Below are 18059 nucleotides of genomic sequence, written 5' to 3'. Positions count from 1 at the left end.
GGGCCCTAGCGCAGGTGCGAGGTGTCGTTGAGCAGCCGCACCGAGGCGTTGCCGTCCGCGTAGTACTGGACGGCGCAGATCGAGGCGGCGGACAGCTCCATCCGGTACATCGAGTCCGGCGGGGCGCCGAGCGCCAGCCGGACCAGGGTCTTGATCGGGCTGACGTGCGAGACCACCAGCACGGTCTTCCCCGCGTACCGGGCGAGGATCTTGTCCCGGGCGACGCCGGCCCGGTGGGTGAGCGTGGTGAAGCTCTCGCCGCTGCCGGTCGGCTTGGCCTTGGCGGAACCGAGCCAGGCGGTCAGGTCGTCCGGGTAGCGCTCCCGCACCTCGGCGAAGGTCAGGCCCTCCCAGGCGCCGAAGTCGACCTCGCGCAGCCCGTCCTCGTACCGGACCTCCAGGCCGAGCCGGGCGGCGACGGTCTCGGCGGTCTGCCGGGTGCGGAGCATCGGGGAGGCGACGACCGCCTGGACGCTGCCGCGCGCGGCCAGTGCCTCGGCGGCCCGCTCGGCCTGCCAGCGGCCCTTGTCGGAGAGCTCCGGGTCGCTGCCGCCGCTGCCGGAGAAACGCTTCTCCGGGGTGAGCGGGGTCTCGCCGTGGCGCAGCAGGACGAAGGTGGTGGGGGTGCCGAGGTCGGCGGGGGCGGCCCAGCCGGCCTTGGGGGCGGCGGTCTCCAGCGGCGGCTCGTCGACGGCCGCGGCCGCGGCCTTGGGCTTCGGCTCCCACTGGCGGCCGTCGCGGCCCGCGTCCATCGCCTCGTTGGCCAGCCGGTCGGCGTCCTTGTTCCGCTCGCGCGGGATCCAGGTGTACGTGACCCGGGCGCGCGGGAGGACGGTGCGCGCCTCGGCGGCGAGCGGCTGCATGTCGGGGTGCTTGATCTTCCAGCGCCCGGACATCTGCTCGACGACCAGCTTGGAGTCCATCCGGACGTCCACCGAGGCGTCCGGGTCCAGGTCGCGGGCGGCCTTGAGCCCGGCGATCAGTCCCTTGTACTCGGCCACGTTGTTGGTGGCGTGGCCGATGAACTCGGCGGCTTCGGCGATGATCTGCCCGGTGTCCCCGTCACGGACCACCGCGCCGTAGCCGGCCGGCCCCGGGTTGCCCCGGGACCCGCCGTCGGCCTCGACGATGAAGCGCGCCGCCACCGGATCAGACGCCCGAGTCGGAGGTGCGGACCAGGATCCGCGAGCAGTTCTCGCAGCGGACGACCTTGTCGGCCGGCTCGGCCTTGATGGCGTTCAGCTCGGTGATCGAGAACTCGGTGCGGCAGCCCTCGCAGCGGCGCTGGTAGAGGCGGGCCGCGCCGACGCCGCCCTGGGTCTCGCGCAGCTTGGTGTAGACCTTCAGCAGGTCGGCCGGGATGACGGCGGCGACGGTCTCGCGGTCGCGCTTGACCTTCTCGGCCTCCCCGTCGATCTCGGCGAAGGCGGCGTCGCGGCGGCCCTCGGCCTCGGTGAGGACGACGGTGGAGTGCTCCAGGCGGGCGGACAGCTCCTCGACCCGGCTCTTGGCGCTCTCCTGGCGCTCCATGATCTCCAGCACGACGTCCTCCAGGTCGCCCTGGCGCTTGGCGAGCGAGCCGATCTCGTGCTGGAGGTTCTCCAGGTCCTTCGGCGAGGTGATCGCGCCGGAGTCCAGGCGCTGCTGGTTGCGGGCGGCACGGGAGCGGACCTGCTCGACGTCCTGCTCGGCCTTGGTCAGCTCGCGGGCGGTGTCGCCCTTCTGGGCCTCGGCGGCGACGACGAGGTCCTTGAGCGCGGTGTGGTCGGCGGTGACCTTCTCGATCTCGGCGTGCTCGGGCAGGCTCCGGCGCCGGTGGGCCAGCTGGTCGAGCTTCGAGTCGATGGCCTGGAGGTCGAGCAGGCGGTTCTGGTCGGCGGGCGCGGCGTTCAAGCGGAGAGCTCCTGTGAATCGGGTCAGGCGGTGAAGGACATGGGGGCGTGCGCGGTCCACGGGTCGGTGACCCGGTGGGAGACCTTGGTCTCCACGGCCCAGCCGCGCTTGTCGGCGGCGGCCAGCAGGGCCCGCTCGGCCAGGGTGAGCCAGGGCCACTCGGTGGCCCAGTGGGCGGCGTCGAGCAGCGCGACGGGCGACGCCTCCGCGGCCTCGGAGGCCGGGTGGTGACGCAGGTCGGCGGTCAGGTAGGCGTCCACGCCGGCCGACCGGACGTCGGCGAGGAAGCTGTCGCCCGAGCCGCCGCACACCGCGACCCGGCTGACCAGCCGGTCCGGGTCGCCGGAGACGCGGACGCCGGCGGCGGTGGCGGGCAGGCCCGCCGCCACCTGCGCGGCGAAGGCGGAGAGGGTCAGCGGGGGCTCCAGCAGGCCGATCCGGCCGGTGCCGCGGCGGCCCAGCGGGTCGGTCGGGTCCGGCACCAGCGGGCCGGTCACCCGCAGGCCCACCGCCTCGGCGAGCGCGTCCGAGACGCCGGGGTCGGCGTGGTCGGCGTTGGTGTGGGCGACGTGCAGGGCGATGCCGTTGGTGATCAGCGTGTGCACCACCCGGCCCTTGAAGGTGGTCGCGGCGACGCTGGTGGTGCCGCGCAGGTAGAGGGGGTGGTGGGTGACCACGAGGTCGGCGCCCCACTCCACGGCCTCGTCGACGACCGCCTGGACGGGGTCGACGGCGAAGAGCACGCGGTTGACCTCGGTCTGAGGGTCTCCGCAGACCAGGCCGACGGCGTCCCAGGACTCCGCCCACTGCGGGGGGTAGACCTCTTCGAGCGCGGTGATGACGTCGGACAGTTTCGGCACCTGTCGAGACTACCGTGCGCGCGGGGGCGGTCGGGCCTCGGCCGTACGGCCGGGCGCCGGGGGAACGGTCGCGGCCGGGTCGCGTCGCGCCCGCGGCGCCGGGTCGCCGCCGGTCCGCCGCCGGTACGTCCTCGGTCCGTCGTCGGTCCGTCGTCGGTCCGTCCTCGACGCGTCGCGGCCGCGTCGGCCGGTGCCTCGCGGCCGTTCGGACACGGGAGCTGGGGGCGTACGGGTGCACGTCAATCTGCGACGAGAGGCGCCCGACGGGCCCCGCGCGCTCCGTACGCGGCCGCGCGCCGGTCGTCCGTTACTCACAGCAGGGTTCCCGTACGGGTTCGAAACCAGGCCTTTGCACCCTTACGAGTGAAGTGACCGGCTCTGCGTTGAGGCTTCGGTTGGCTCGAAAGTAACTTCACTTCTGCGAACAGGAGTTGCCCCGGCGGCGGCCACGACCAGGAGTCGGGCGGTGCCGTGCCGGGCCGGACGGGATCCGGGTGGGCACTCCCGTACCGGGGCGGTACCGCCGCCCCTTCCGGAAGAACCGATCAGGCCGGGCCGTCCCCCGGGTGCCGCGAGCAGTGGGCACCGGGGCGGCGGCCGCGACGAAGGGATGTGGTGGCGGATGGGGGCGGGCACATCGCTGCGTACGGCCGGGGACAGGGGATCGGTGGACCGCGGACCGGGTGCGGCGGGTTCGTGGCCGGAGGCGACACGGGCGGCACCGGCCGGTGCCGGAGGCCGGGGAGGCGGCGGTGACCGGGAGGTCACCGTCGGCGGCTTCCGGCACACGGCCCGGCCCGCCGGGCGAGGGCCGGTGCCGCCCGCCGTCGGTCCGATCGGCCAGGAGGACTCCGCCGTCCTGGTGCAGGAACGAATCGCCGGGCCTCCGCCGTGCCGCGGCCGGGTCGCTGCCCGGCCGCGGCACGACGGAGGCCCGGCCCGCCCCGGCGCCGTGGACCCGTCCGGCACCACAGGCCCCTCCGACCCGGCGGGCCCGTCCAGCACCACCGGGGTGAGCGGAGCATGAACGTGGCCACCCGAACCATGACCCAGACGCTGCGCCGGCTGAGCTTCACCTTCGCCGCCGACGGCAGCCACGCCGCCTGCCTCGCCTCCTCCGCCGACAGCGGCTGGTACGTGGAGAGTTGGCGGCTGCCGCAGGACGGCGGACCGGCCGTGCCGACCGCGCTGCCGCTGCCCGGCAACCGCGCGGAGAGCCTGCGCTCACAGCTGGTCGCACTGCCGGACGGCTCGGTGCTGACCTGCCGGCACGACGGCGAGCGGCACGACCTGGTCCGCCTCTCGTACGGCGGGAACGGCGCCCTGGAACAGCAGTTGGGCTCGCTGCGGATGACCGGCCTGCGGGTCCTGCCGCTCCCCGCCCAGGCCGGCGCCGACCCGCGGACGCCGGTGGCGGTCGCGCTCGGCAGCGACACCCGCCCGGCGACCACCGCCTGGCTGGTGCGCACCGACGGCAGCGACCCCGAACAGGTCGCCGAGATCCCGGGGTTGCACGGCGGCGGCACCTGGCTGGACCGTACCGGCACGCTGCTCGCGCTGGACCGGGTGAACGCGGGCCTGGTCCGCAGCGTGGTGCTCGACCTGCGCGCCGGCCGCACCTCCCCCCTGCTGGAGATCGGCCCGCAGAGCAACGACCGCCTGGTGCTGTTCGACCCGGACAGCCGGTTCGCGATGGTGCGCAGCGACGCGCCCGGCACCGACCGGCTCGGCTGGGGCGTCCTCGGCGCCGGGGAGCCGCTGCGCTTCCCCGAGTGCCTGCACGTCGCGGGCATGTTCCTGCGGCCGGTCGCCCTGCGGGTGGCGGCGGACGGCCCCCGGGTCGCGGTGCAGATCGACCACGGCGCGGGGTCGGCGCTCGCGCTGTGGCGGCCCTCGGCCGGGCGGCTGGACCCGCTGCCGGTCCCGCCCGGGCGGCTCGGCGCGGTCGGCCACTGGGGCGAGGCGGGGCTGCGCGTGCCGTACTCCTCGCCCGACCACCCGACGGCGCTGGCCACCCTCGACGTCGACACGCTGCTGACGCACGGACCGCTCCCGCCCGTCTCCGGCCCGACGCCGCTCCCGCTCCAACTCGCGCCGCTGGCCTCGGGGTTGCCAGGGCCGTGGCGGGACACCATCCTGCCCTGGCAGCCCGGCGGGGTGCGCCCGGTGCGGACCGAGCCGCCCGGCTGGCGGCTCGACGGCAGCACCCCGCCCGGGGACGGCGGCCGCTGGCATCCCGCGCAGAGCCTCGAACTCGCTGGCCCGGCAGGCCCGTTGGAGGCCGTGGTGTACGGCGGGGACGCCTGGCTGAGCAGCCCGCACCTGGTGCTGGCGCTGCACGGCGGCCCGGCGGACGCCTGGCGGCTGGAGTTCGACCCGACACTGCAGCGGATGGCCACCGAGGGCCTGGCGGTGGTGGCGCCGAACCAGCGCGGCTCCACCGGCTACGGCGTGGCGCACGCGCTGGCCATCCGGGGCGCCTGGGGCGGTCCCGACCTGGACGACGTCCTGTACCTGCTGGACGGCATCGCGGGCCAGCGCGCCGCCCTCGGCCTGGAGCCGCCGGCCCTCTTCGGGGTCAGCTACGGCGCCTTCCTGGCACTGCTGGCGGCCTCGCACGCGCCGGCCGAGCAGGTCGCCCGCTGCGCGGTGGTCGCGCCGTTCCTGTCCGGCGCCCGGCTGCTGGCCGAAGCGGCGCCGCCCGTACGGGCGTTGACCACCCGGCTGGGCGGCGGCGAACAGGTCGCCGACGCCCGCGGACCGCGCGACGTGCTGCAACTGGCGCACCGGCTGAGCGCGCCGCTGCTGGTGGTGCACGGCAACCGGGACGAGGTCGTACCGGTGAGCCAGTCCCGCTCGCTGCGGCACGAGTTGCTGCGGATCGGCCGGGTCGAGGGCGAGGACTTCCGGTACGTCGAGGCGGCCGGCTCCGGGCACGAGGTGCTCGCCGACGAGGGCGCCGCCGTCCTGCACGAGCTGCTGGCCACGTTCCTGCGGACCGGCCGCCCGGGCTGACCCGCCGCCCGGTGCTGTCCCGGACACCAAGCTCGGGCACCGAGCCCAGGCGCCAGGCCCAGACGCCAGCCCCGGGCGGCCTCGACGCCGCGCTAGGCGATCCGAGTGAACTCTCCGCAGGTGGGCGCCACTTGTCGGCCTTGGTACGGACCTGCCCGTCCCCCGCCCCGGCCGTGCTGCCGGACCGGGCGGCCCGTCGTCCGGACGCCGACGCCGAGGAGCGGGTCGAACGGGCCTCCGCCGCGCACACGGGGACACTGATGATCGCCGATGATCGTTGCGCGCCGCATCAGTTCCGCACCGCGGGCGGACCCGGCTGCCGCCGCCGGACGGCGGGCGCGGGCCGCCGGCCCGGCACGGCGGTCTCCGGGCATCGTCCCCGCGCCACCGCGAGCCGGTCGGCCGCCGGCCCGGTTCCGGGCCCGGGACCAGCGCGGGACTCGCGTCATGATCTCGATAGGATCTCGTCCGTCCCGGCCGTTATGGTGACCGGGGCACGGGCCGCGATCACCGGCTACGGGCGCGCACCGGGCGCCCGATCGGGGACCAGACCGTGCGCCACCGGCGCCGGCCGGGCGCCGATGACCTGCACCCTCCGCACGGAAAAGACGATTCTCATGTCCGACACCCTCACCGACACCACCGGACCCGCGGTTACCGGGACCGACGCCGACGAGAAGACGGCCAAGGACACCGCGTCGCACGGCCGCCACCGCGGTGGCTCCGCCGCCGACGACAGCCCGGAGTCCGACCCGCACGGCCGCCACCGCGCGGCCGGGGCGCTGGGCTGACCGCACCACCACCAGGGCACCGCGTACGAGGGCCCGCCGGGAGGGCACGGACTCCCCCGGCGGGCCCTCGGCTTTCCCGATGCCCCCGCCCGAAGTCTCCGTGCGAAGCCTCCGCCCGAAGTCTCCGTGCGAAGCCCCGAGCAGCGCCCCGGCCGCGACCCGCCCTCAGCCCAGCGCCACGACCGTCCGCAGCGCCTCGCCGCTCCGCATCTGCGCGATCGCCTCGTTGACGTCCGCGAGCCCCACCCGGTGGGTGACCATGCCGTCGAGGTCGATCCGCCCGGCCCGCCAGAGGTCCACGACCAGCCCGATGGTGCGCGCCACCGTCGCCCCGCCGTAGAGCGAGGGCAGCAGGCGCTTCTCGTTGAAGAACAGCTCGCCCATGGTGAACTGCGCGAGGTCGTCCTGCGCGCCCGCGCCGATGACGACCACCGCGCCGCCGCGCCGGGCGGCCTCGTAGCCGGCCCGGACGGTGGCCGCGCGGCCGACCGCCTCGAAGACGTAGTCGAAGCCGCCGCCGGGCAGCTTCTTGGCCGTCGCCTTCAACTCCTCGGGGGCGATCGCCCCGGTGGCGCCGAACGCCAGGGCGCGCTCGCGGCGCGAGGCCACCGGGTCGACGACGGTGATCCGGCCGGCGCCGCAGACCCGGGCGCCCTGCACGGTGGCCACGCCGACCCCACCCGCGCCGATCACCGCGACGGAGGCGCCGGGCTCGACCCGGGCGGTGTTCACCGCGGCGCCGATGCCCGTGGTCACGCCGCAGCCGATCAGCGCGGCGGCCTCGTACGGGAGGTCGTCGGGCACCTTGATGACGGCGTTCGCCGCGACCACGACCTCCTCGGCGAAGGCCCCGGTGCCGTAGAAGCCGGAGGCGCTCAGCCCGCCCTCGGCGATCCGGAAGCCCGGGGCGCCGAGGCCGCGCAGGCTGGCGATGCAGAGGTGGCCGCGGTCCCGGCGGCAGTGGTCGCAGCGGCCGCAGGGGGCCATCCAGCAGAGCACCACGCGGTCGCCGGCGGCGAGGCCGGTGACGCCCTCGCCGACCTCCAGCACGTCCCCGGCGCCCTCGTGCCCGGGGACGAACGGCGCGGGCTGCGGCAGGACGCCGCTCATCGCGGAGAGGTCCGAGTGGCAGAGGCTGGCGGCGCGCATCCGGACCCGTACGGTGCCCGGCCCGAAGCCCACGGCCGTCACGTCCTCGCGAACGTCGAGGGTCTCCTGGCCGGTCTTGTGCAGGACGGCTGCGCGCATGGGTGCTGCTCCCGGGGTGCCTGGTGTTCCTCGGATCGGCGGTCGGGCCGATTCTGGCACGGGCGGCGCGACGCGACTAGAACGCGTTCCACAACAACCGGCCGGCGGAACTGTACGAATTCACTGTCCTTCCACCACCGCGACACGCCATGATCACCACCGTGTCGACACCCCTTCCGACGTCCCCGCCTCCGCCCTCGCAGGCCTCCCCCGAGCAGTCCGCCCACGGCGCGTCCTGCCCCCGCTGCGCCGCCGCGCTGACCGCCGACCCGCGCTTCACCGCCTGGTGCCCGGCCTGCGACTGGAACCTGTCCCCCGGTCAGGACGGCGCTCCCGCGCCCACCCGGCGCGAGCGGGCGGCGGCCGACCGCACCGACCGGCTGTTCGAGGAGCAGGCCGCCGGCGGCGACTCCCCGACCGCCCGCCGCGACTGGCTGCTGGCCTCCGCCGCCGCCGGCCTGGTCCACCTGGTCACCGTCGGCCTGCTCTGCCTGGCGGTCTGGCTGCTCGTCACCGGGAGCACGGTGCAGCGCTGCGCGGGCGTGGTGGCGCTGGTGGTCGCGGTCGCGCTGCGCCCCCGGCTCGGCCGGGTGCCGCGCGACCAGAACGTCCTCGACCGCGCCTCGGCCCCGGCCCTGTACGGGCTGGCGGACCGGGTGGCCGCCGAGCTGGGTGCCGCGCCGGTGGCCGTCATCCGGGTCACCGACGAGTTCAACGCCTCCTACGGGCTGGTCGGGCTGCGCCGCCGTCCCGTCCTCGAACTGGGCCTGCCGTTCTGGGAGGTGCTGGACGACCGGCAGCGGATCGCCCTGCTCGGCCACGAGTTCGGCCACCACGTCAACGGCGACCACCGCCGCTCGCTCTGGCTGCACAGCGCGGTCTCGGCGCTCGCGGCCTGGTACGGCATGGTCCGGCCCGACCGGCCGGGCCGCGCGCACGGCGACGAGCTCTCGCTGCTGATCCGGATCGGCGCGCTGGTCGGCGCGGTCGTCCTGCGGGCTGTCGCCTGGCTGCTGCTCCAGGGCCTCTACCTGTTCGACCGGCTCACCTCCCGCGCCGGGCAGCAGGCCGAGTACCGCGCGGACGCCCTCGCCGTCCGGGTCGGCGGCAGCGAGGCGGCCGGCGGGATGCTCGCGACGCTCCTGCTGTTCGGCCCGGTGTGCACCGCCGTGGGCCGGATCCGCGCCGAGGAGCGCCGGCGCCCCCGGACGGTCCGCCGCGGCCGCGGCCGGGGCCCGGAGCGGCCCGAACAGCCCGAACAGTCCGAGCGGCCGAAGCCGCCCGCCCCGGAACTGCTCTGGGAGCGGCTGCGCGAGCACCTCGGCTCCGTCCCCGCCACCGAGCACGAGCGCCTGCTACGGCTCAGCGCCCGTGACCACGCCGCCGTGGACTCCACCCACCCTCCGACCCACCTGCGGATCGCCCTGGTCGAGCGCGCCGAGGCCCGGCCGGCCGCCGTCACCGCCACCCCCGCCGAGGTCGGGGCGATCGCCGCCGAGCTGGCCCCGCACCGCGCCCGGATCGCCGCCGACCTGCTCGCGGGCTGACCGCGGCCCGATCGACGCACGGCACCGGTCGGCGCCGGCCGCCCCGGCGGCGCCGCTACCGCTACCGTCGAGTAGGGTCCGTGCACGTCCGCCCGCGTCCCGACCCCCCGAGGAGCACCGCATGTCCGACCTGCTGCTGAGCGCCGAGCCGGCACCCGAGGTGCTGGCGGCGTTCGAGGAGGCCACCGGGTTCATGCCGGTGGACGAGGGGCTCGCGCTGTACGCGGCGGCGGTGGAGGCGGCCCGGAGCACCGGGCTGCCGGTGCTGGAGATCGGCACCTACTGCGGCCGCTCGGCGATCCTGCTCGCGGCGGCGGCCCGGGAGGCGGGGACGGTCGCGCTGACCGTCGACCACCACCGCGGCTCGGAGGAGCAGCAGCCCGGCTGGGAGTACCACGACCCGACCCTGGTCGACCCCGAGGTCGGGCTGATGGACACCCTGCCGCGGTTCCGCCGCGCCCTGCACGCCGCCGGTCTGGAGGAGCACGTGGTGGCGCTGGTCGGCCGCTCGCCGCGGATCGCCGCGCTGTGGGGGCGCCCGCTGGGCCTGGTGTTCATCGACGGCGGGCACACCGACGAGCACGCGACCGGCGACTACGAGGGCTGGGTGCCGCACCTGGCGCCGGAGGGCCTGCTGGTGGTGCACGACGTGTTCCCCGACCCGGCGGACGGCGGCCAGGCCCCGTACCGGGTGTACCTGCGGGCGCTGGCCGAGGGCTTCGAGGAGGTCTCGGTGACCGGCTCCCTGCGCGTCCTGCGCCGCTCCGCGCGGTAGTTCGCTCCCGGGGCCCCGCGCCGATGCTCTAACGTCGTGCCGGGGCTGCCGGGCAGGGGTTCGAACGGTACGGTGGCCGCGCAGCACCAGGCAGAGCATCGGCGGACGGTGGGGGCCAGCAGCGACATGACGGACCAGCAGAACAGCGCTCCGGCGGTCTGGGACCCGACCGCGCGCGGCGGCGCCGGCGGCTGGGTGCGCGGCCCGCAGCGCCCGGCCGACGCGCAGCCCGTCCCCGAGGCGCCCGCCACCCCCCAGCCTCCCGCAGCCCCGCAGTCCACGGCTCCGCAGTCCGCCGCCCAGCCCGGTCCGATGGCCCCGCCGCCCTCGCCCGGCGCCGTCGGCGACCAGGGCCCGCCGCTGGGCGCCCGCCCGTACCTGGCCGCCTCGCCCGGCTACGACCCGCCGACCGCCCGGCTGTTCCCCGGCGCCGCCCCGCCGCCCCCGGCCGCCCCGCCGGCGTCCGCGCCGTTCCCCTCCCACGCGGGTCCGCCGTCCCACGCCCCGCAGCAGGAGACGCGGCAGACCCCCGGCTACGACTACCTCCTGCAGCCGCCCGCCGCCCCGCCGCAGTCCCCGTACGGCGCCCAGCCCCCGTACGGCACCCCGCTCCCCTACGGCGCGCAGCCCGACTACCCGACCGGGACCGCCCACGGGGACGATGAGGACCGGCCGACCAACCGCAGGGCCCCGCTGCTGATCGGCTTCGCGCTGCTCCTGGTGCTGGCGGTCGGCGGCGGCCTGCTGTTCGCCCTGCGGGGCGGCGGCGACAAGGACGGCCAGGCCGCGCCCGCCCCGGCCTCGGCCCCGGCGACCGGCGCGGAGAACCCGCCGCCCGCGACCGCGCCCACGGGTGCGGACGGTGCGCCGAGCGCCGCCGCGAGCGCGTCCGGCTCGCCCGCCGGTACGCCGTCGCCGAGCTCGACCGCTCCCGGTCCGGGCGCCAAGGCGCAGGCCCAGGCGCTGGACGGCCTGCTCAGCGAGGGCGAGAGCGCCAAGGCCCCGATCGGCAGCGCCGTCGCCAAGGTGACCAGCTGCCCGCCGAAGGCCGACATCGAGAGCGCCGCGCAGGACTTCGACAACGGCGCGAGCCAGCGGACCGCCCTGCTGGCCAAGCTCTCCCAACTGAGCGTCACGGACGTGCCGGGCGGCGCGGACGCGGTGAACTCCCTGAAGTCCGCCTGGCAGTTGTCCGCCGACATAGACAAGGCGTACGCGAGCTGGGCGCGCGCCGTGGCCGCCCAGGGCTGCACCGGCCGGGCCCCGGCCACCGCCGACAAGAAGCACGCGGACGAGCTCAACCCGCAGGCCACGCAGGCGAAGACGGACTTCATGACGAAGTGGAACGCGATCGCGAAGAGCTACGGCCTGACTCCGCGCACCCAGGACAGGATCTGACCGACCAGTGACCGGCACCGCCCCCCGACCGCCCCGCCGCTCCGCCCTGCTGCGCGCCACCACCGCCGCGGCCGTGGCCGTTCCGCTCTGCACGGCGGGCTGGTTCGGCTGGCGGGCCCTCGACCACTCCGGCCCGGCGGGCGCCACGGCGGCCCCGGCCGCGTCGGCCCCCGCCGCCTCGTCCCCGGCTTCCGGCCCGGCTTCGGCGCCGCCCGCCCCGACGGCCACGGACCAGCCGGGGACCGCCGACCCCGGCGCCCCGGCCGACGGCACCGCCGCGCCCCTCACCCCGCCGGTCGCACCGCCGCCGTCCACCACCCCGGCGGCCGAGGCCCCGCCCGCGCCCGCCGACGCCGCGGTCCTGACCGGCCGCACCGTCCTGCTCGACCCCGGCCACAACCCCGGGAACTCCACCCACACCGCCGAGATCAACCGCCAGGTGGACATCGGCAACGCCCGCAAGGAGTGCGACACCACCGGCACCGAGACCAACGCCGGCTACACCGAGGCCGAGTACACCCTGGACGTCTCCCGCCGGGCCCGCGCCCTGCTGGCCGCCCGGGGCGCCACGGTGGTCCTGGTGCAGGACGGCGACCGGCCCTGGGGCCCGTGCGTCGACGAGCGGGCCCGCGCGGGCGCCGACGCCCACGCCGACGTCGCGGTCTCGGTGCACGGGGACGGCGGCCCTGCGAGCGGCAGCGGGTTCCACGTGATCATGCCCGCCCGGGTGGTGGCGGGGAAGGCGGACAACGCGGCGATCGTCGCCCCCTCGCGCCGGCTCGGCCTCCTGCTGCGCGACCGGTTCCACGCCGCGACCGGCGAGCCGTACGCGGACTACATCGCCAAGGACGGCCTGGACACCCGCTCCGACCTGGGCGGCCTCAACCTCTCGACGGTCCCCAAGGTGTTCATCGAGTGCGGTAACATGCGCAACTCGACGGACGCGAAGCGGATGACGGACCCTCAGTGGCGCCAGCAGGCGGCCCGGGGGATCGCCGACGCGCTGACCGCTTTCCTGACGACCCAAGAGAAGACCGAAGAGCGGTAAGGGAGTTGGGCCGCGACCGGCGGAGGACGACGCTCCGCCCGGACCGCACGGTTTGCAACGACTTCACCCCATTCCCGGTCCCGCCGTGCACCGGCAGGACGGTTGGGCCTAGGCTTCTGGTCCGTTCGGGAGTTTCGGCCGGTCGGCCCGACCGCGCGAACCACCGTCCACGACACGTCAACGAGGGGAACGTTAGTGAATCTGCGCGCTCTCACCAGGGGAGACGCCGCCGTCGCAGGCGCGGCCGTCCTGCTCTTCATCGCCTCCTTCCTGCCTTACTGGACCGTGGACTGCGGCAACAGCCGGTACTGCCCGCCGTCGCAGAACGCGTGGAGCACGGACCTGTTCCCCATCCTGCCGTCGATCTACCTCCTCGGCATCGCCGCCGCGGTGCTGATCCTGGTGCAGCGCTTCCAGGGTGCGGCCGCGGCCAACCGCCAGGTGCTCGGCCTGCGGCTGGACCAGTGGGGCATCGCCCTCTCCGTCGCGGCGCTGTGGACCTCGGTCTGGGCGCTCGGCGGCGGCACCTCCAGCTCCGTCGTCAGCCACGGCTTCGGCGCCTGGCTCGGCTTCATCGCGCTGCTCGCGCTGGCCGGCGCGGCCGCCGCGGGCCCCCTGGTGCCCGCACTGAAGGCCCCGCTGGCCGCCGACCGCCCGGCGGCCGTCCCCGGCCAGTACGGCTACCCGGGCCAGCCCGGTCAGCCGGGTGCCCCCGGCCAGCCCGGCCAGTACGGCTACCCGGCCCAGGGCCACGACCCGGCGTTCGGCGGCCAGGGCGGCTACGGCTACCCGGGTGCCGGCCAGCCGCAGCCCGGCCAGCCGGTCCCGGCCGCCCAGCCGCACGACGTCGGCGCCCCGGCCCCGCAGCCGGTCCCGGCCGCGCAGCAGGCGCCCGCCCCGGCGGCGGACTTCCAGCCGTTCTGGTTCGCCGTCCCGGCCCCGCGCCAGCTGGCCCCGAAGGACAACCCGGCCGGTGCCCCGGTCGGCGAGGTCGTGCCGGGCACCTGGTACCTGGCCGTCGAGCAGCGCGGCGCCGCGCTGGTCGCGCAGCTGCCGGACGGCAGCCAGGGCGTGCTGGCCGACACCACGGGCATCCAGCGCGGCTGACGCCCGCGGACGCACACCGCGAAGGGGCGGGACCGGTTCTCCGGTCCCGCCCCTTCCGCGTGTACGCGCCGTCTCCGCGCCCTGTGCGCGCGGTGCGCCCTGTGCGCCCGATCCGTACGGACGTCCGCTCCGCGTACGCCCGTCCCGCGCGCGCCCCGTCCCGCGCGCGTGCGCCGGGCTCAGCAGCAGTCCGCGACCACCAGCCCGGCCGGCAGCTGCTCCCCGCCGAAGACCGCGACCGTCGCCGGGTCCCCGCCGAGCGCGGCCACCGCGAGCAGCAGCGCCCCGGCCGTCCAGGTGGTGCGCTCCTCCGGCCAGATCGCGTCGTCCTCGAAGACGTACCCGGTCCAGTACGAGCCGTCCTCGTGCCGCAGGTGCTTCTGGATCCAGCGCAGGATGTCCACCGCGCGGTCGGACTGGCCGATGGCCCAGAGCGCGAGCGCCAGCTCGGCGCTCTCGCCGCCGGTCACCCACGGGCGGTCGCTGACGCAGCGCACGCCGAGGCCGGGGACGACGAAGCGCTCCCAGTCCCGCTCGATCCGGGCCACCGCCGCCTCGCCGCGCAGGCCGGTGCCGAGCACCGGGTAGTACCAGTCCATCGAGTAGCGGCCCTTGTCCAGGAACCGCTCGGGGTGGTGGGAGACGGCGTGCCCCAGCCGGCCGGCCGCGAGCTCCCAGTCGGGCTGCGGCTCCTCCAGGTACTCGGCGACGGCCAGGCCGCAGCGCAGCGCGTGCAGGATGCTGGACGAGCCGGTGAGCAGCGCCTCGTCGGTGGCGGTGCCGTCCCCGTCGACCCGCCAGGCGATCGGGCCGCCGGGCAGCCGCAGCCCGACGATGAAGTCCAGGGCGCGCCGGACGACCGGCCAGATCCACTCCAGGAAGGCGTCGTCGCCGGTGCTGAGGTGGTGGTGCCAGACCCCGACCGCGATGTACGCGCAGAAGTTGCTCTCCTTGGCCCGGTCGGTGACCGCGCCGTCGGTGTACGCGGCGTACCAGGAGCCGTCCGGGTTCTGGGCGGCGGCGAGCCAGCGGTAGGCGGCCTCGGCGGCGGCGTGCTCGCCGGCCGTGTCGAGGGCCATCGCCGCCTCGGTGTGGTCCCAGGGGTCGAGGTGGTGGCCGGCGAACCAGGGTATGGCGCCGTCGGGGCGCTGCTCGGCCAGGATGCTGCGCACGGTGTCGGCGGCCTGCTCGGCGTCGAGCACCCCGTCGAGCAGCAGCACCTCGGGGACGGCGGCCGTCACGCCGTCCCGCCCGGCGCGCGGTTGGGCTTGGAGGCGTACGCGACGAAGCTCTTGCCGATCACCGGGTTGAGGGCCCGCTCGGCGGCCCTGGTGAGGCTGCTGATCACCGGGGTGCCGACGATGTCCCAGACCAGCAGCTGGTGGTAGGCCTTGACCGGCAGCGCCTTGTCGTTGTCGACGCCGACCGCGCACTTGATCCACCAGTACGGGGAGTGCAGCGCGTGCGCGTGGTGGGTGCCGTACGGCTCCAGGCCGGCGTCCTTGAGCTTCTCGAGCAGCTCGTCGCCCCGGTAGATCCGGATGTGGCCGCCCTCGTTGGCGTGGTACTCGTCGGACAGCGCCCAGCAGATCTTCTCCGGGAGCCAGCGGGGCACGGTGACGGCGAGCAGGCCGCCCGGCTTGAGGACCCGGAACATCTCGTTGAGGACGCCCTTGTCGTCCGGGATGTGCTCCATCACCTCGGAGATGATGATCTTGTCGAAGTACTCGTCCTCGAACGGCAGCGCCAGCGCGTTGCCCTCCATCGCGACCGCCGACGCGCCCTCGGGGGCCTCGCCGGCCTGCTCCATCGCCGCGAACCACTTCCTGACCTCGGCGATCTCCTCGGTGTTCTGGTCGAGGGCGATCACGTTGGCGCCACGGCGGTAGCACTCGAACGCGTGCCGGCCCCCGCCGCAGCCCAGGTCGAGCACCCGGTCGCCGGGGGCGAGCGGGAAGCGCGAGAAATCGACGGTCAGCACTGCAGGACTCCCATTCCTATTGCTACCAAGCGTTCTTGACGCTTCGTCACGCCACTCCCGGCACGTCACGCTTCGTCGGGCAGGCTCGCCCTGCCGCCACCGCCCCGCCTCCACCGACCGGCCGTCACCGACCTGCCGCGGGCGGGCGGCTAGGCCACGTACCGCCAGCCCGGACCCGAGCGGGCCCGGGCGCCGACGCCGGTGGCGAGCGCCGCGCGGTAGGCCTCGGCGGTCAGCTCGGCGGCCCGCTCCCAGGTGAACCGGGCCAGCACCCGCTCCCGCCCGGCCGCGCCGAGCCCGGCCCGCAGCTCCGGGTCGTCCAGCAGCCGGCCGAGCGCGGCGGCCAGCGCGTCCGCCTCCCCCGGCGGCACCGCCAGGCAGGACTCCCCGTCCGGCCCGGCCACCTCGGGGATCGCCCCGCCGGTGGTCGCGACCAGCGGGGTGCCGGTGGCCATCGCCTCGGCGGCGGGCAGCGAGAAGCCCTCGTAGAGCGAGGGGACGCAGGCCACCTCGGCCGAGCGGTAGAGGTCGACCAGCTCCTGGTCGGTCAGCCCGCTGCGGAACTCGATGTGCCCGGCCAGCCCGAAGCGGCGCACCGCCTCGGCCACCGGCCCGTCCTCCTTCTGCGGCTTGCCGACCACCACCAGGTGGGCGTCCCGCTCGGTGCGGACCTTGGCGAGCGCCTCGACCAGGAAGACCAGGCCCTTCAGCGGGACGTCCGCGCTGGAGGTGGTGACGATCCGGCCGGGGACGCGCTCGATCTCCGCCGAGGGCGACCAGAGCCGGGTGTCGGCGCCGATCGGCACCACCGAGATCGCGCCGGGCGCGACGCCCAGGTGCTCGGCGATCTCGCGCTGCGAGGTGCCGGAGACGGTGATCACGTGGTCCAGCCGGGCGGCGACCCGGCGCTGCATCCGGGTGAAGGCGTACCAGCGGCGCAGCGAGAGCCGCTTGCCCCGGGTGGTGGCGGCGTCCAGCTCCAGCTGCCGGTCCACGGTGATCGGGTGGTGGATCGTGGTGACCAGCGGGAAGCCGTGCCGGGCCAGGCCGAGCAGGCCGTAGCCGAGGGTCTGGTTGTCGTGCACCACGTCGTAGCGGCCCTTGTGGGCGGCCAGGTAGCGGCGGGCGCGCAGCGAGAAGGTGAGCGGCTCGGGGAAGCCGCCGGTGCGCATGGTGGCGAACTCCAGCACGTCCACCGGGCCGCGGAACTCGTCGCGGGCCGGGGTGCGGAACGGGTCGTCGGCGCGGTAGAGGTCCAGGCTGGGCAGCTCGACCAGGCGCACCGAGCCGGGGCCGTCGACCTCGTCGAGCACCGGGAAGGGCTGGGCGCCGATCACGTCCACGTGGTGGCCGAGCCTGGCCAGCTCCCGGGAGAGGTGCCGTACGTACACGCCCTGACCGCCGCAGAAGGGGTCCCCTCGGTACGACAGCAGGGCAATCCGCAGCGGCTGCGCGGTCATCCTGGGCCCTCTTCTCTAGCTGCTTACGGTGCTGCCGGTCGTGCTTCCGGTCGCTAAAGTAGATCAGGTTTCAGTGGCTGGGGAACTCGTCGTCGACCACGTGAACAATGAGAGACCTCGAAGATACCGGCCCGTAGCTTTCCCTCAGGAGCCAGGGCTGGTGATTCCCGCCACGCCGGATCCTGCCGACCATGTGGAGCACGCCGCCACTCTCGCCCGCCCGGGAGCACCCTTGCCGCCACCCCCTCCTTCCACCTCTCCGCAGCTCTCGCCCCCGGGCGAGCCGCCGCTGACCGCGCGCCAGGCCGAACGGCGCCGGCGCATCCTGCGGGCCGCCACCGCGCTGGCGGTGCGAGGCGGGTACGAGGCGGTGCAGATGCGGGAGGTCGCGGAGGGCGCCCAGGTCGCCCTCGGCACGCTCTACCGCTACTTCCCGTCCAAGGTCCACCTGCTGGTGGCGGTGATGCTGGAGCAGCTCCAGGGCCTCCAGGAGCACATCCGGCGGCACCCGCCGACCGACCGCGAACCGGCGCCGCGGGTCGCCGACGCCCTCACCCGGGCCTTCCACGCGCTGCAGCGCGAGCCGCTGCTGGCCGAGGCGATGGTCCGGGCGCTGTCCTTCGCGGACCGCTCGGTGGGGGCCGAGGTGGACCAGGTCAGCACGGCCACCGGGCAGCTCATCCTGGACGCGATCGGCCAGTCCGGACCGCCCACCGAGAGCCAGCGCGCGGCGGTGCGGGTGATCGAGCACACCTGGCACTCGGCACTGGTCGCCTGGCTCTCCGGGCGCGCCTCGATCGCCGAGGTCCGGGCCGACCTGCACACCGCGGCCCGGCTGCTCGCCCTGCCGTGAGCCGCCCTCCCCTCTGCTGCGACTGGAACCTGTTCCTGCCTGCTGCGGGGCGCCCGTGGCGCTCCGGCGGCTAGAGTCGACAG

15 protein-coding genes are annotated in these 18059 nt (G+C 75.9%); 8 read left to right on the top strand and 7 right to left on the bottom strand.

Features of this window, described 5'->3' with window-relative positions; genetic code table 11:
- Positions 1 to 5: 5 nt before the first annotated feature.
- From ACWDCZ_RS06455 to ACWDCZ_RS06445, 3 genes are read right to left on the bottom strand one after another with little or no spacing between them, the layout of a single operon-like run.
- Entirely contained in the window at positions 6 to 1145 is a 1140-nt protein-coding gene (locus ACWDCZ_RS06455; protein WP_416873402.1) for a bifunctional RNase H/acid phosphatase, read from the bottom strand.
- Between the two features lie 4 nt (positions 1146 to 1149).
- Positions 1150 to 1893 carry a zinc ribbon domain-containing protein gene (locus tag ACWDCZ_RS06450; protein WP_049659174.1) on the bottom strand — a complete coding sequence of 248 codons (744 nt, stop codon included), beginning with the start codon at positions 1891 to 1893 and terminating at the stop codon, positions 1150 to 1152.
- 23 nt (positions 1894 to 1916) lie between these two features.
- Positions 1917 to 2753, bottom strand: a complete 837-nt coding sequence (locus tag ACWDCZ_RS06445; protein WP_049659175.1) for a Nif3-like dinuclear metal center hexameric protein — start codon at positions 2751 to 2753, stop codon at positions 1917 to 1919.
- A 1029-nt stretch (positions 2754 to 3782) separates the two neighbouring features.
- Here ACWDCZ_RS06445 and ACWDCZ_RS06440 point away from each other — a divergent pair.
- Positions 3783 to 5768 (top strand): alpha/beta hydrolase family protein, encoded by a 1986-nt coding sequence (locus tag ACWDCZ_RS06440; RefSeq protein WP_449815369.1) that lies wholly within the window; start codon positions 3783 to 3785, stop codon positions 5766 to 5768.
- A gap of 617 nt (positions 5769 to 6385) precedes the next feature.
- A complete protein-coding gene (locus ACWDCZ_RS06435; RefSeq protein WP_158077660.1) occupies positions 6386 to 6559 on the top strand; it encodes a hypothetical protein in 174 nt (57 codons plus the stop codon).
- A gap of 165 nt (positions 6560 to 6724) precedes the next feature.
- Here ACWDCZ_RS06435 and ACWDCZ_RS06430 read toward each other — a convergent pair whose 3' ends face one another.
- The gene (locus tag ACWDCZ_RS06430; protein WP_449815368.1) at positions 6725 to 7807 is read right to left on the bottom strand and encodes an alcohol dehydrogenase catalytic domain-containing protein; all 1083 of its coding nucleotides are present in this window, start codon (positions 7805 to 7807) and stop codon (positions 6725 to 6727) included.
- Positions 7808 to 7968: 161 nt separating this feature from the next.
- Between ACWDCZ_RS06430 and ACWDCZ_RS06425 the strand changes: the two genes are divergently transcribed.
- From ACWDCZ_RS06425 to ACWDCZ_RS06405, 5 genes are all read left to right on the top strand, one after another.
- Positions 7969 to 9354 (top strand): M48 family metalloprotease, encoded by a 1386-nt coding sequence (locus tag ACWDCZ_RS06425; protein WP_449815367.1) that lies wholly within the window; start codon positions 7969 to 7971, stop codon positions 9352 to 9354.
- A 121-nt stretch (positions 9355 to 9475) separates the two neighbouring features.
- Positions 9476 to 10129 carry a class I SAM-dependent methyltransferase gene (locus ACWDCZ_RS06420; protein ID WP_117487499.1) on the top strand — a complete coding sequence of 218 codons (654 nt, stop codon included), beginning with the start codon at positions 9476 to 9478 and terminating at the stop codon, positions 10127 to 10129.
- Positions 10130 to 10255: 126 nt separating this feature from the next.
- Positions 10256 to 11527, top strand: coding sequence for a hypothetical protein (locus ACWDCZ_RS06415; protein WP_074000833.1), 1272 nt, complete (start codon positions 10256 to 10258; stop codon positions 11525 to 11527).
- A 7-nt stretch (positions 11528 to 11534) separates the two neighbouring features.
- Entirely contained in the window at positions 11535 to 12575 is a 1041-nt protein-coding gene (locus ACWDCZ_RS06410; protein WP_449815366.1) for an N-acetylmuramoyl-L-alanine amidase, read from the top strand.
- A gap of 195 nt (positions 12576 to 12770) precedes the next feature.
- Positions 12771 to 13682 carry a hypothetical protein gene (locus tag ACWDCZ_RS06405; protein WP_449815365.1) on the top strand — a complete coding sequence of 304 codons (912 nt, stop codon included), beginning with the start codon at positions 12771 to 12773 and terminating at the stop codon, positions 13680 to 13682.
- 179 nt (positions 13683 to 13861) lie between these two features.
- Here ACWDCZ_RS06405 and ACWDCZ_RS06400 read toward each other — a convergent pair whose 3' ends face one another.
- The 3 genes from ACWDCZ_RS06400 to ACWDCZ_RS06390 form a co-directional block, all read right to left on the bottom strand.
- Positions 13862 to 14923, bottom strand: a complete 1062-nt coding sequence (locus ACWDCZ_RS06400; RefSeq protein WP_234348709.1) for a prenyltransferase/squalene oxidase repeat-containing protein — start codon at positions 14921 to 14923, stop codon at positions 13862 to 13864.
- Positions 14920 to 15663: a class I SAM-dependent methyltransferase gene (locus ACWDCZ_RS06395; protein WP_049660417.1), complete on the bottom strand. Its 744-nt coding sequence runs from the start codon at positions 15661 to 15663 to the stop codon at positions 14920 to 14922. Before ACWDCZ_RS06395 ends, ACWDCZ_RS06400 begins: the two co-directional genes overlap by 4 nt.
- 149 nt (positions 15664 to 15812) lie before the next feature.
- On the bottom strand, positions 15813 to 17123 hold the full coding sequence (locus tag ACWDCZ_RS06390) for a glycosyltransferase family 4 protein (RefSeq protein ID WP_074000830.1): 1311 nt from the start codon (positions 17121 to 17123) through the stop codon (positions 15813 to 15815).
- A 232-nt stretch (positions 17124 to 17355) separates the two neighbouring features.
- Between ACWDCZ_RS06390 and ACWDCZ_RS06385 the strand changes: the two genes are divergently transcribed.
- Entirely contained in the window at positions 17356 to 17976 is a 621-nt protein-coding gene (locus tag ACWDCZ_RS06385) for a TetR family transcriptional regulator (RefSeq protein ID WP_049660100.1), read from the top strand.
- The last annotated feature ends 83 nt before the right edge of the window (positions 17977 to 18059 follow it).

It is taken from the genome of Kitasatospora sp. NPDC001225, from assembly GCF_053597855.1.
This window is presented reverse-complemented; position numbering and strand designations above follow the sequence as displayed.